The organism is Pseudomonas kielensis, from assembly GCF_014236655.1.
GTDB classification, from domain to species: domain Bacteria; phylum Pseudomonadota; class Gammaproteobacteria; order Pseudomonadales; family Pseudomonadaceae; genus Aquipseudomonas; species Aquipseudomonas kielensis.
The window spans coordinates 24,097-37,274 of sequence record NZ_JACMYG010000002.1 but is presented as its reverse complement, the minus strand read 5'-3'; the positions used below and the strand labels follow the sequence as shown (position 1 = coordinate 37,274).

Here is a 13,178-nt window from a genome sequence, read left to right as displayed (position 1 = left end):
TCCATTTCAAATTGCTACTTGTCCCCGCCGAGGCCCTGCCTCGGACTACCGGGAGAGTGAATACATCGATGCGATCAAGGATTGAACAACTGGGTGATATCCCCTCCTAGCCGATAGGTCTCCAGGGGCTCCAGAGAGCGCCGCCACGCATCGGTCTCGGCCGAGCAGCGATACAGTGCGCAGTAGGGCTCCAGCCAGGCGAACTTGCCGTCCTCCTGCAAATCCTCCAGTTCCTGCGGGTAGCCAGACCGGGCCTCGAAAAAGCGCGGGTTGTGCACGCCCCCTTCGACCCGCTGGGCGAGCCGCTGCAGGGCACCATCGTTGTCGCCACGCAGATCCAGCCCGTTGGCCTCGGCGAATGCCGCGATCATCATCAGCGGCCCCAGGCTGTAGTTGTGGTAGGCAAGCGCCCGGGTTTGCCGGGACAACTCCAGCGGCAGGTAGCCCTCGGCGTCGACCTGCTCCATACCATGGCGGTACTGCTCGACCGCCCAGTCGAACAGGTCCTGGCGGTCGAGCACCACGGCGCTGGACATGACCGCCCAGGCAGCCCAGTACTGATGGTTGTTGCGTCGCTCGCGCGGTTGCTCGTTCCAATCGTGCACCACCTGGTCGGCGAGCCGGGCGAACCACTGCTCGATGGCGCGAGTCTCGGCCTCATGCCCACGCAAGGGTTTGGAGCCGGCGAACTGCAGCCGCAGATAGGCGGCAGACAGGCTGCCCAGCGCCCATTTGCGCACCGACTTGCCGGTGTGGTTGTAGGTTCGGCTGAGCAGCGCGTCGGCTTCGGCCCATGTGCTCAACCAGGTCAGAGCACAGTCGGCGTATTCCTGACGGCCATCCTCCAGATACTTGCCGACCAGCTTGCTCACCCCGCTTTCCAGCGTACGCACCTCACCGGTCAGCCGCCTGTAGCGCGCGGCGGCCTGCGGGTTGAGCTTGTCCCTGGCCGAGTCCGAGCCTTCGTACTTGCTCGGGAACAGCAGGTCGCCCGAATAGGGCGCGGGTGCCTCGGGACAGGCCGCCACCTCGTCCTTGGGGGACGGCGCGGCCAGGTAGAAGCCGCTGGGCGGCACCAGGTTGGCGCCGGCCTTGCGTTCCAGGGGCTTGCTGCAGCCGGCGGCCAGCAACAGGGCCAGGCCGGTGAGCGCCATCCGCGAACAGATCAGCCAGGGTTTCATAGCCATTCCTCAGTTGGTCGCGACCGGACGCTTGACCCAGGCCGGAGACAGATTGTCGGCGGAACCGGTGACAAACAGGCTGACCACTTCGCCACGCTCCAGCACCAGCGGGTCGAGGTCACGAATCTTGCGCTCGCCAGCGAACAGCGTCAGGCGCACCTTGACCGGGTTGATCTCGCGCTCGCCACGGGCGTTAGCCGAGACCGGGTGGATGACCTCGGTACGACCGTCGGCGGTTTTAATCGACAGGGCGGTGTCGGATAGGTTCTGCAGGCGCAGCAAGGACTTCTGGCGATTCTTGAACGCCGGTTCCTCCACCATCTCCAGCGCCCCATCCGGCATCTGCACCAATGTGTAGTAGCGCTCGGCGTCGAGCTTGACCGCCAGGCTCTTGCCATCGGCATTGACGCTGTACTTACCGGCTGGCAGGAAGGCGAAATCGCTGCTGCTTTTGGCGCCCAGGTCATTGATGCGGACAGGGCCGAGGTTGGCGTCAAAACTGCTGTTTGCGGCGTTGAAGCCGCGCACGAAGGCCGAGCCATACGGTGCCGCCGGACCATAGAGCGCCGCTTCATCAGCCATCACCCACGGGGCAGACAGGCCCAGCAGCAGGCTGCCCAAGCGCAGGGTGTAGGACATCGAGGAAAAAAAAGACATACAGGTACTCCTAGAATTGCAGGACGGGCTCGGTGGAGGTAGAGGTGGCGGTGTGCAGCGCGCGGCTGACCGGTTCCACGCCGTTGTGCAGCTGGGCGAGCCAGGCCGCGTCGAATCCGGACAGGTCGCTGGGTAGCATCAGATAGCGCTCGGGGAACTCCCAGATCACCAGGCGCAGCCCGGCGAGCTCTTTATCCCCCTGCCGCAGTAGGTTCAGCATGGGCACCAGTGGGCCCTTGCCCTCCTCCGCGTAATTGAGCAGGTCGCTACCCAGGGCCTGTTTCAGGGCGCCGGCGAAGTTCCAGTTGGGGTTGGCGCTGTAGCTGGTGCCGACCAGCGCGATCGATGGCTGAGCGTCGGCGAACAGCGCATCCTCGGCGCTCGCCTCCGGTCCCTCGGCGGCCCGGGTCAGACGCGGGAGCAAGCGCTCGGCCGGTGGTTGCAGGTCGGCGAAGTACGGTTCCAGGGGCAGGAAACTCAGCAGATCGCCTTTGTGCTCCCGGCTGGCGACAGCCTCGGTGACAAAGGCCTGGTCGCCATGCTGCCAGATATCCTGCCGCGCCAGATGCTCGGCCAGACTCCTGGCCGCGACTTCTGCGCCGAAGGGAGTCCAGTGGCTGTCGGTACGCAGAAACACCGGCTCCTGCACCTTCGCCTGCTGCAGGGCAGGCAACAGATCCGGTCCGTTCAACCCGGCTTGGCGCATCATGTCCAGGACCTTCGGGTACAGGCTCTGCTGAGCCAGCGCGGGTCGCTCGTCATCCAGATGCTCCGGATAGAGTCGAGCCTTGGCTGGCAGGAGCGCCAGCACCAGCGTCACCCCACGACGCTCGAATTCCGCCCGTACGGCGTTCACCAACTGCCAGTTGTCCTGCAACTGATCGGGTTTGCTCGCCGGCTTGAACTCCTCGTCCGAGAAGAGCCAGCCGTCCTGGCCGATGACCACGCCCTGGCGACCTTCGCCGAAAAGCGTGAGGCTCGCCAGCGCCCAGAGATTGGTGCCCAGTTGCTTGACCGGGAACTCGGCGTCGTAGTGCTTCTCGAAGGCCTGCGCCATTTTGCCGTCCAGCACACTGGTTTCACTGGCTGAAGAGAAGCCGAAGACCGCGCGTAGGGACCACAGGCAGAGCACCAGCAGCAGGCTGCCGAAGAGTAGGCTGTAAAGCAGGTTCAGGGTTCTGTTCATAGTCGGTTCCCCTCAGAACTGGAAGTACAGGAAGGGCGAGAAGCTCTGCGCCGAGAGCTTCAGCACCGAGACGGTGAACAGCAGGAGCACGGCAGCGTGGAAGGCCACGGCGCCTATCCGCAGGCGCGCCACGGCGGCTCTGCCGTCGGCGTTGATCATGATGCCGTCGTCTTCGCCGGCGCCGGCCTTGGGTCCGCCGGCCAGCGGCTGGGCGTAGAACTGACGGATGCCGAAGATGGCCAGCACGACATAGGCCAGCACCAGGGTGGCGATCTGCAGGCTGGTGAGCTGGGCGCGGTTGAGCTCGGAGAGCTGCCAGTCGGCGAAGCTGAACATGGCCGCGTACATGCGCCAGGCCACGTCGAGGTTCTCGGCGCGAAAAATCACCCAGCCGATCACCACCAGCATGAAGGTGAAGGCCCACTTCAGCGGGTTGAGCACCCGTGGCGCGGCGTTCACGCCCAGGAAACGCTCAATGGCCAGCCAGACGCCGTGCCAGGCGCCCCAGAGGATGTAGGTGAAGTTGGCGCCATGCCACAGACCGCCCAACAGCATGGTCAGGAACAGGTTACGGTACGTCTGGAAGGCGGTTCCACGGTTGCCGCCCAGGCTGATGTACAGGTAGTCGCGCAGCCAGGTGGAGAGGCTGATGTGCCAGCGTCGCCAGAACTCGGTAATGGACTGGCTGATGTACGGCTGCTTGAAGTTTTCCATGAAGCGAAAGCCCATCATCAGGCCCAGGCCGATGGCCATGTCGCTGTAGCCGGAAAAGTCGAAGTACAGTTGCGCGGTATAGGCCAGCGCGCCAAGCCAGGCATCGCCCGTGGTGGGGTCGGAAAGCGCGAAGCAATGGTCGGCGATGGGCGCGATGCTGTCGGCGATGAAGACCTTTTTGATGAAGCCTTGCATGAAGCGCGTACAGCCCTCGGCGAACTTGTCCACCGTATGGGTACGGTGGTTGAACTGGTCAACCAGGTCGCGAAAACGCAGTACCGGGCCGGCAATCAGGTGCGGGAAGATCGCCACAAAGGCCGCGAAGTCCACCAGGTTATGGGTGGCTGGGGTGTCGCCGCGGTAGACGTCGATGATGTAGCTGATGGACTCGAAGATGTAGAAAGAAATCCCGATCGGCAGCAGGATGTGCGTGAGCACGAAGGGCTCCATACCGAACGAGGTGATGATGGCGTTGAGGCTGTCGACGCCGAAATTGGCGTACTTGAAATAGCCGAGTACGCCGAGGTCCACCGCCACGCCGAGGAGCAGCCATTTCTGCGCAGTTTTCGTGCGCACTCCGGCCGCGCCGATGCGCAGTCCAATCCAGAAGTTGAACACTGTCACGACAGCGAACAGCGCCAGGAAGTCGATGCGCCACCAGGCATAGAAGATGTAGCTAGCGACCAGCAACAGCAGGTTTCGATAGCGCGTTCCGACCAGGTAGTACAAGCCGAGGAAAATCGGCAGAAACAGGAACAGGAACACGTTGGAAGAAAAAACCACGCTCTCAATCTCCTTTTGAATGATCGTCGTTGCCCTAAGGAGCCCATGCGCCAGGCGCAGCCCGGCGCAAGGCTCCATCAGGTCAATCGGCCTTGGCTTGCATCACGCTTGCTGGTTTGTCCGCCCTGCGGCAGATCTTCGCCTCGACCTTCAGCCCCGGGGGCATGTCTGCCGGCATATCGATTTCAAGGGAGAGCAGCGTCTGCCCGGCCCACTCGGCGTCCTCACGCAAGCGGAAAACAAAGCGCCCGTCCGACTCGACTTCCCGCGACCGGCTGATCAACAGGTTTTCCCGCGAGCCGCTCATGTACCAGACGGTACTGCGCAAATCACTGATCCCGGGTTGGCTGAACTGGATCTCGACGACGGCGTCCTCACTGCGGATCGGCTTGACCCCCGTGTTGACCAGCACCTCGTTCTTGCCTGGCCGCAGGGCCAGCTTCTGGTCTATGTCCGTCGTCACGTCCCGGCAACCGTTATCCAGCAGGGGCATCGCCTGGCGATAGAACGTCGCCATGGCCAGGTCGTAATAGCTGTTGACCTCCCAGATCAGTAGCTTCGGCGGTTTGTCCTGGAAGTCCTGGGTGCCGAGGTACTGCAGCATGGCACTGTGGAAGCCACCTCCTGTCACCGAGCGGTTATCCACGTCAACGTTGGCGTACTGTTTGAGGAAGCCGTCGAAGTTGTACTGTTCGGAACTGAAGCTGGTGCCAACCAGCACCACATCGGGCCGTTCGGTATCGCCAAACAGCTCATTGCTCTCTTCTTTAGGTTCCGTCACTGCGCGCGTGAAGTACTCATTGGCGTAACCACTGCCACAGATTTTGCCGAAGGCCTGGTTGAGTGAGCCGACCTTGTACAAGTTGCCTTCCGTGCGGGTGGCAAACTCCTTGCGCGCAATCCCCTTGAAAACCCCCGACTTACTCATCTCGGCGGCCAGCAACTGCGCGGTCAGCTCAGCGCCTTGCGGCGTCCAGTGGTTATCACGCTTGAAGAAAAATTTGCTGCGCACGTCGGCCGGCAGGTCCAGCAGCGCGGAGAGGTCCGGCACGCGTATCCCCAGGCTGCGCAGGCGCTCGATGGTAGCCCGGTAATTGCTGCGCGACAGTTCGGCATTGAAGCTGCTGCGCGCCTGCGGGTTGAGCATCTCAGTGACGAGCAGGCCACGCGGTGGCAGGTAGGCCATCACCAGTTCCACGCCCCTGGCTTTGAGTGCATCACGCAGATCCTGCAGCAGTTTGAAACCCTCGGGCGTGGTGCCGATGTTGGTCATCAAGTCGATCTTGCTGCGGAAAAGCCAATCCTTTTGCCCTTGCACCAGTTGGGTGAAATCGCCCAGGTCACCGGTGTAGCTGCTGTCCTGCAGCGCCTGCGGGCAGATCTGGCAGCAGCGCTCGATCTTGTATTCGGGCGCCTCGGCAGCCAGGCTCAGGGAACTGGTGAAAAGCGTCGCAATAGAAGCGCACGCCAGCCACCCGTGGACAACGCGGCCCTTTGAACTCCGTTTCATTGTTTGTCACTCACTTGAAGTTGCGCCAACTTGTCGAGCGGCAGGACCAGCACGGCCTGCTTCTGTCGCACCAGCAGGTCGATGATTCGGCTCTGATCCTTGGCAAGCGCACCGAATATGCCGATGCCGCTGGGCTGGGTCGGCATCAGCATTTCCACACCGTAGAGCTTCACGCTTTGCGGCGACACGACGGAGATGGCGCCCGACTCGTTGCCGATCAGGCGACCGCCCACCACGGTCAGGGAGAGGTTCATGTCGAAGGGGTCGAGTACCAGGTCGCGGGGCGTGCCGACGAGGTCCTTGACGTGCCCGTAGATGCCGAGCAGGCCGTTGGCCACCGCGAGGTTTTCATAGAGCCCGACATTGGCGCTGTTGCGCACACGAATGCCGTGCCGCGCGTTGTTGAACGCCCGGTTGCCCCACAACAGGTTGTCGCCGCTCTCGTAGATGGTGATGCCATCGGAGCCGTTGCGATAAACCTCGTTGTTGGCCAGCACGTTATTGACGCTGGAGCGGTCGACCACGATCCCGGAGAGGGTGTTCTCGTAGGAGCGGTTGTTGAAGATCCAACTGTCGTTCACCTCGCGGGAGACGATGATGCCGTGCTTCTCGCGGGTGCCATAGGCGGTGTTCTCGGCAATGATCAAGCGCCGCGAGCGGTCGTGCGGGTCGATACCGTAGACCAGGTTATTGCGGTAGGTATTGCCCTTGAGCACCACGTCATAGGCTTCGTAACAGTAGAAGCCGTACCACATGTCGTCGAACATCGAGCCAATCAGCCAGCCGCTGGGATGGTCGCGCTGCATGGTCGGATGCATCGCCGGGCTGTACTGGGAGATGGATACGCCATAGGACTTGCTCGCGGTGTAGCCAAGACTCGATACCACCGAGTTGACGATGTAGGTCTCGGTACCGCCCCAAGCGTTGAGGAAGGGGCGGAACTTGCCCTTCTTCTTGAACCAGTCCTGCTGGTTTTCCGTCTCGCTCCAGGCCGTAAGCCGGGTGTACATGATGAACAGCTTGCCGTCGTTGATCAGGAACGCGCCGCGCTCGCTGGAGAGACGGAAGTCGCGGGTTTCGGCACCGACGTGCAGGGTCGCGCCCTGGCTGACGACGATCGGCAGGCGAGCGATGTAGATACCCGGCTCGGTCTCCTCGAAATACTTCTTCGGCAGGCTGCGGGCGAGATCCTTCAGCGTGACATAGCCACCCTCGATGAAAATCGCCTGGGGCATTTCACCCTGGCGCTTGACCCATTCACGCAGACGCTCATCGCCACCGGTGAACTCCACCAATTGGTCCGGGCCGATCATGCGCTTGAGCACCACGTTGCCAACGGGCTTGCGTACGATCCGCGCATTGGCCGCCTCGGCCGTATAGGGCGACAGATCGGGCAGCTTCGGCGGGTCAATCAGCAGCGGCTCGGCGGGAATGCTCGACACCTGGTAAGCGGGAGCAGCGTGTTCCCCGGCCGGTGCCACGACCGCCCACGCGAGGCTACCCGCGAGGACCAGGCCGGCGACCCAGCGGTGCCTGTTTCTTGTGTGTAAATACATAGCGTCCAACTCCATGGTCAGCTCGGCAGGCGGCATTCAGTAGCGCCAGACAAAATCAACGAATGCGCGGTGCATACTCGAATCCGTGCCTTTGCCGAAGGCATCGCCCGGAAGGAACAGCCCGCCCCGAAAGCGGACCAGCGCGGAGGATGCCTTCAGCCACTCCATCCCGGCCGGTATCTGCCCGCGGTTCAGGTAGCGCGTCACCACCAGGTCGACTTCTTGCCCGATATCCTTCTCGCCAGGCACCAACTGGGCCTTCAGGCCGCTGCTGCTGTCGGCCTGGTCATCCACCCGCCAGAAGCGGTGGTAGACCAGGCTGGCGTCGTAGTCCTCGCCCAACTGCCAGCCGCTGAACACGCTGGCCGCCTGCAAGTTGTTCATCTCACCGCGATAGGCTTCGCCGAAGCGGTTGATGGCACTCCCGGTGCCGGTGAATTTGGAGCGGTTGCTCTCCAGCCCGGTCTGTGTGAACTGCTCGGAGTCGTCGCCGTCGGAGCCGCCGCTGGCACGCATGTAGGTGGTACCGACGCGCCAGTTCTGGTCGATGTTCCAGCGCAGGCCAAGGTCGACCGCCCAGGCATCGACATCCTGGCTGAGCTGGCCGTCGGCCTGGCGCCGGCCGGCTACGGTGCTGGTGCGCAAGGTGTCGACGTTACCGGTCAGCCAAGTGGCGGCGACCCAGTAGCTGAGCGGTAGGTTGCTGCGCTCGTTGTAGAAATCCCCATTGAGTTCAGCCCCTAACCAGCTGAGTTCGCCGGTAGCGGTCTTGCTCAACTGATCCACAGAAGCCCCCTTGCCGGGCAGGTTGCCGCGATCATCGCTGTGATGGAGCTTCAGCCCGGCCCAGTGACCCGGCTGCCACTGCCAGGACAGGTCGGCCAGCAGGTGCAGGCGATCCTCGTCCTCGGGCGCCAGTTCATCCAGGTCAGTGCGGTAGTCACTGAAACGTTCGGCAATGCCGACGTGGGCACTGAGAAGGGTTGTCTCGAAGTTCCAGCGCAGGGCTTCGATATTGCTGTCCCACCACAGGCCGTCGGCACTGCGGATCTTCTGCCGACCGAGTCGCAAGGACTCTCCCGGATAAGCGCTCAGACCGCCATAGTCGACCCAGAACTCGTGCATGGCGAGGAACTGGTCCTCTCGCTCGCGGGCGTCGTTGGGGTCGAAGGTGTCGGATTCGCTGGTGTCCGACTCGATGGTGTCGGTGGCGAGGAACGCCTCGCCGAGCGCGAAGGTGCTCCAGTCGCCCTGACGGTTGAAGATCCAGGGCCGCACGCTGAGGCCGACGCCATTGAAGTCGCCACCGTCGCGGGTACCCAGATCGAGGTCATCGATCGACTGCGCGGTGAGTTTGAGATTGGCGCCGTAAGACAAGCCGGGTTGCGGCTGCGCCCCAAGGACGACGGAACTGGCCAACAATCCGGCCATGCAGGCCAGCGTGGTGACTGGACGGTATTTCGAAGTCATAGCACTTCCTGCGCTTGATCAGCTTGATTCCTGGCGGTGACCTGCTGGCCACCGCGCGCCTCGATTTCACGAGCCAGCAGGCTCTCCACCTGTTGGTAGTCCTGCGCCTGCAGCCTCGGCGCCAGGCGCTCCATCAAAACCTGCCCCTGGGCCAGGCCCTGGCGCGACGCGAGCGTGGCGAAGGTGTAGCTGTAGACGGCATTGATCCGCACGCCCTTGCCCTCGCCAAACAGCTGGGCCAGCGCGATGTTGGCGCTCGGGTCGCCCGCACGGGCGGCAATCAACAGATGCTCCAGCGCCTTTTCCGGCTCGATGTCGCCCAGCGCGCCATCCCGGTACAGACGGCCCAGCAGCAGGTGTGCCTTGAGGTGGCCGGGCGCGGCCTGTAGCAGGTACTGCTCCGCCGCCCGCGGATCGGCCGGTACGACTTGGCCCTTGAGGTACAGCTGCCCGAGCATCAGCGCGGCGCGGCTGGAACCCGCCTCGATGCCTTTGTTCAGGTATCCGGTGAGTACGCCTGCATCCCCCTGGTCGGGGAAGCTCAGGACCAGCTCCGCCAAACCACACCACGCATCCGGGTAGGCCGGCGCAATACGCGTATAGAGCTCCTGGGCAGCCTTTGGATCCGCTTCGCCCAGGCTGCTGTCGGCCACGACCTTGGCAACGCCCATCACACGATCAGGCGACACCAGGCCGGCCTGGTAGGCCGACTCCAGCCGCGCCAGCAACTGCTGCTGGCTGTCTTTGTCGCCACGTCGCTGGTAGACCTCGGCCAGCTCGACATAGCATTCACTGGCCTGCTCCAGCCAGCCCTCACAGATGGCTTTGATCTCGTCCAGCTTCTGTAAGTAGTTGCCGCGCACACGGTACAGGAGCACCTTGCCGAGCCGGGCTTCGCCGATGCCTTGCGCCTGCCATTGCTCCAGCTCGCGTTCCAGCCCGCCGTCGGCAAGCTTTTGCGGATCCTGCAGCTGTAGCTGCACCAGCGGCAGCAGTGTGCTGTAGTCGCCGGCCGCCAGGCTCTGGCGCAGCAGCTTCTCGGCCTCCAGGCGCTCGGCAGGACTCGCCTGCGGCTTGCTCGCCAGCCATTTACCCAGCCGTGCTGGCGCCACCGGGGAGCGATCGAGGGCCTGGCGGTACAGCGTCTCGCCCTGCCCCCGCTGCTCGATCGAAGGACTGCGTATCAGCAGGTCGGCGAGGCCGATCTGGGCCTCGACGTACCCCTGGCTGGCGAGGACGCGGTAATTCTGTTCCGCGGTCGCGAGGTCACCACTGCCCTTGGCCGTCTTGGCCAACTGCAGGTCGGGCAACGCCACGCAACCGGCCAGCAGGCCGAGGCTGAGCGAGCTCAGCAGCCCGCATGCTAGTCCGGTGCTCTTCATTTTTCGAACACCAGGCTGTTACTGGCGAAAACGCCATTCAACGGGCGAATGCGCACGTCCACCGGACGCTTGGCCAGATCGCTGGCAAGCGGATCGTTTGGCTGGATGTGCACACGGATGTCCGAAGCCAGGCCGCCATCCTGCAGGGCGATGCTGGCGATCCGGCCGCCGCGTTCGACGGTCTCGCCGCCCACCAGGAAGCTCACCGGGGTGCCTGGTTGCAGCTTGTTGAAAGCGCGGTACGGGAAGCGTGCTTCGACCGTGGCGACGCTGTCCACCGGCGCCAGCATGAACACCGGGGTGCCCTTGGGCGCTACCTGGCCATCACCCACCAGTTGGCTGACCACTTTGCAGTCACAGGGACTGGTCAGGGTGCCCTGGAAGCGTTTGTTGAACAGGCGCTCCAGGTTGTCCGGGGTCATCTCCGATTCCGGCAGGGCGCCCTTCAGGGCATCCAGCATGTTCGCCGTGAAGGTGGCCACCGGCGCGCCCTTGCTGACCGTGCTACCAACGGTGACCAGGCTTTGCACAGTGCCTTCACGCGGCATCGCGACCTGCGTGCCAGGCACGCTGACCTGGGCCGAGTCAGCGTGGGTGACGAAGTAGATGTCGTAGAACTGGTACAGCACGTAGGCGAAGGCAGCCAGGCCGGCGAGCAGGATCACCAGGGTTAAACCCATGGCGCGCAGGCGGCCGAGCAGGCTGAGCTTTTCATTGCCCTTGCCGCCACGGGCCTTGGTGAAGTTCTCGCGCTGGAGAATGCTGATCAGGCCACCGACATTCACCAGCTCGCCGCCGATCAAGGAGCTGATGATGTAGCGCAGCGCCGACATCTCGCGTGGACGCAGGTTGTGAAATTCACAGCCAACACGCTTGCCGCCGATGATGGAGCGCACCTGGAATTCGACATCCATGGCGAAGCCGATGCCTTCCACTTTGAACATCAGCTTGCCGCGATAGAGCTTGCCCTCGACCACCGACTGACTGCCCTGCTCGAAGCTGAAGCCGCCCGCAGACAGGTCGATCAATTCGACTTCCTGGACGCCCCCCTGCTGGCCCTGGAACCGGACCTTCGCCGGCAGCTTCAGGCGCGCATGCTGACGCTGCGCCTCGGACTCATGCACCATATTGGCGTTGCCCACCGGGCTGATCACTGCACTCATAATTTTTTCCTTTCAAATTAGTAAGTTGAACCTGGCTTCAAGGTATTTCGGTCCTTTTCGCCGATCACACCACGAACATCAGCAAGGCAAGAAAGACGCTGCCCGCGGAGAAGGTCATAGCGCGTGAAGACCAGGTGTTGAACCAGCGCGAAAAGCTGGCCAGGTCCCGATTGAGCTTGGTGTTCTGGCGGGTCCAGGACTGCCGATCGAGGCGGAAAAAGACGTACACCTTCACCAGCGCGCCCATGATCTGGTTGTAATAGAGGATCAGCGGGTAGGCCGGCCCCACCTTGTGCCCCGAAGCCAGCAACAGCAGCGTCAGCGCCAGGCGAGTGAGGCCGATCCACAGCAGGTACACCATCAGGAAGGCGAAGCCGTACTTGAGGCTGGCAATGATCGCCACGGTGGGCCCCAGCAGGCTGGTCCACATGGATACGCGCTGGTCGGCCAGCACCAGGCAGGTGAACCAGCCCAAACGATTCGGACCAAGGCCCAGGGCCCGGGAGTTCTGCCGCAGGTTGTTGCCGTACCAGCGGAACATCAGCTTGCGGCTGGCCTTGATGAAGCTCTTTTCCGGCGGGTGCTCAACGGTGTTGATGGACGCGTCCGGCACATAGAATGTGTCGTAGCCCAGGCGCATCAGGCTGTACCAACTGGACTTGTCGTCGCCCGTGAGGAAGCGGAAGCGTCCGAGGCGCCAGTGCTCCAGATGGTCGCTCTCGACGTCGGCGATGAAGCCGGGATTGGTCACCACGCTGGTGCGAAATACCGACATGCGCCCGGTCATGGTCAGCACACGCTTGGACAGCGCCATGGAGCACATGTTGAGGTGGCGTTGGGCGAAGCGCAGCTTGTGCCACTCGCTCATGATGTAGCTGCCGCGCACTTCGCAGAACTCGTTGGTGGTCAGGCCACCGACATTGGGGAAAAGCTTGAACCAAGGCACGGTTTTCTTGACTACGCCCTGCTCCAGTACGGTATCGCCATCGATCACCGCCACCACCGCATCGTCGTCGGGCAGGTGCCGGGAAATGGCGCGGAAACCGTGGGCCAGGCCGTCGCGCTTGCCGGTTCCGGCGATGCGCACGAAGTCCAGACTGACCCGCTCCGGTGGGTTCATCTGCCGCCACAGGCTCTCGATCAACAGCTCGTCCGAACGCTCGACGATGGAACACACCACGGTGGTCGGGTAGCCGCAAGCGATGGCCTCGCGGATCACCGATTGATAGACCTGAGCGGTGGTTAGCGCCTCGATGCGAAAGCTGGTGACCAGCAGGAACACGTGGGACGGGGCCGCTTGCTCACCCAGCTGCCGCACTTTGCGCCGATACCAGGGGAACACCAGATAGAGGAAGATCATCCCCCGCACAAAATGCACGGCGCCCATGGAATAACGCCAGATGCCAATAACACCCAGCAGAAGAATGAAATCAACGGACTCCGGGTCGAAGGTGCTGCGTGGCAGCAGCAACGCCATCCCCATGAGCGTGGTTACCAGCAGTAACCACCCTGCGGCGCTGCGCAGGCGACTCTGAAAAACATCCATGTTTCGGACCTGTATGACTGATCGACAATA

The 13,178-nt window shown here is 63.0% G+C and carries 10 protein-coding genes; all 10 read right to left on the bottom strand.

The window, feature by feature from the left end; genetic code table 11:
- Positions 1-74: 74 nt before the first annotated feature.
- The 10 genes from H7995_RS01815 to alg8 all read right to left on the bottom strand — a co-directional run bounded on the left by H7995_RS01815 (position 75) and on the right by alg8 (position 13,148).
- Positions 75-1,181, bottom strand: coding sequence for a mannuronate-specific alginate lyase (locus H7995_RS01815; RefSeq protein WP_182340600.1), 1,107 nt, complete (start codon positions 1,179-1,181; stop codon positions 75-77).
- 9 nt (positions 1,182-1,190) lie between these two features.
- Complete coding sequence (locus H7995_RS01810) at positions 1,191-1,838, bottom strand: alginate O-acetyltransferase AlgF (protein ID WP_185817879.1); 648 nt, start codon at positions 1,836-1,838, stop codon at positions 1,191-1,193.
- Between the two features lie 10 nt (positions 1,839-1,848).
- Positions 1,849-3,024: an alginate O-acetyltransferase gene (locus H7995_RS01805; RefSeq protein WP_166591091.1), complete on the bottom strand. Its 1,176-nt coding sequence runs from the start codon at positions 3,022-3,024 to the stop codon at positions 1,849-1,851.
- Positions 3,025-3,036: 12 nt separating this feature from the next.
- The gene (locus H7995_RS01800) at positions 3,037-4,521 is read right to left on the bottom strand and encodes an MBOAT family O-acyltransferase (protein ID WP_166591090.1); all 1,485 of its coding nucleotides are present in this window, start codon (positions 4,519-4,521) and stop codon (positions 3,037-3,039) included.
- An 82-nt stretch (positions 4,522-4,603) separates the two neighbouring features.
- Positions 4,604-6,031 carry an alginate O-acetyltransferase gene (locus tag H7995_RS01795; protein ID WP_185817878.1) on the bottom strand — a complete coding sequence of 476 codons (1,428 nt, stop codon included), beginning with the start codon at positions 6,029-6,031 and terminating at the stop codon, positions 4,604-4,606.
- On the bottom strand, positions 6,028-7,587 hold the full coding sequence (algG, locus tag H7995_RS01790) for a mannuronan 5-epimerase AlgG (RefSeq protein WP_185817877.1): 1,560 nt from the start codon (positions 7,585-7,587) through the stop codon (positions 6,028-6,030). The genes H7995_RS01795 and algG overlap by 4 nt, the downstream gene beginning before the upstream one ends.
- Before the next feature lie 36 nt (positions 7,588-7,623).
- On the bottom strand, positions 7,624-9,057 hold the full coding sequence (locus H7995_RS01785; protein WP_166591087.1) for an alginate export family protein: 1,434 nt from the start codon (positions 9,055-9,057) through the stop codon (positions 7,624-7,626).
- Positions 9,054-10,439, bottom strand: coding sequence for an SEL1-like repeat protein (locus H7995_RS01780; RefSeq protein WP_185817876.1), 1,386 nt, complete (start codon positions 10,437-10,439; stop codon positions 9,054-9,056). The genes H7995_RS01785 and H7995_RS01780 overlap by 4 nt, the downstream gene beginning before the upstream one ends.
- Positions 10,436-11,602 carry an alginate biosynthesis protein Alg44 gene (locus tag H7995_RS01775; RefSeq protein ID WP_206684445.1) on the bottom strand — a complete coding sequence of 389 codons (1,167 nt, stop codon included), beginning with the start codon at positions 11,600-11,602 and terminating at the stop codon, positions 10,436-10,438. Before H7995_RS01775 ends, H7995_RS01780 begins: the two co-directional genes overlap by 4 nt.
- 64 nt (positions 11,603-11,666) lie before the next feature.
- Positions 11,667-13,148 (bottom strand): mannuronan synthase, encoded by a 1,482-nt coding sequence (alg8, locus tag H7995_RS01770; protein WP_166591085.1) that lies wholly within the window; start codon positions 13,146-13,148, stop codon positions 11,667-11,669.
- Positions 13,149-13,178 lie beyond the last annotated feature (30 nt).

What these genes read in the sequence shown, in the direction of transcription:
- alg8 (WP_166591085.1), bottom strand. Translation starts at nt 13,148, where the DNA reads ATGGATGTTTTTCAGAGTCGCCTGCGCAGCGCCGCAGGGTGGTTACTG.
- H7995_RS01815 (WP_182340600.1), bottom strand. Translation starts at nt 1,181, where the DNA reads ATGAAACCCTGGCTGATCTGTTCGCGGATGGCGCTCACCGGCCTGGCC.
- H7995_RS01805 (WP_166591091.1), bottom strand. Translation starts at nt 3,024, where the DNA reads ATGAACAGAACCCTGAACCTGCTTTACAGCCTACTCTTCGGCAGCCTG.
- H7995_RS01775 (WP_206684445.1), bottom strand. Translation starts at nt 11,602, where the DNA reads ATGAGTGCAGTGATCAGCCCGGTGGGCAACGCCAATATGGTGCATGAG.
- H7995_RS01780 (WP_185817876.1), bottom strand. Translation starts at nt 10,439, where the DNA reads ATGAAGAGCACCGGACTAGCATGCGGGCTGCTGAGCTCGCTCAGCCTC.
- H7995_RS01795 (WP_185817878.1), bottom strand. Translation starts at nt 6,031, where the DNA reads ATGAAACGGAGTTCAAAGGGCCGCGTTGTCCACGGGTGGCTGGCGTGC.
- algG (WP_185817877.1), bottom strand. Translation starts at nt 7,587, where the DNA reads ATGTATTTACACACAAGAAACAGGCACCGCTGGGTCGCCGGCCTGGTC.
- H7995_RS01810 (WP_185817879.1), bottom strand. Translation starts at nt 1,838, where the DNA reads ATGTCTTTTTTTTCCTCGATGTCCTACACCCTGCGCTTGGGCAGCCTG.
- H7995_RS01785 (WP_166591087.1), bottom strand. Translation starts at nt 9,057, where the DNA reads ATGACTTCGAAATACCGTCCAGTCACCACGCTGGCCTGCATGGCCGGA.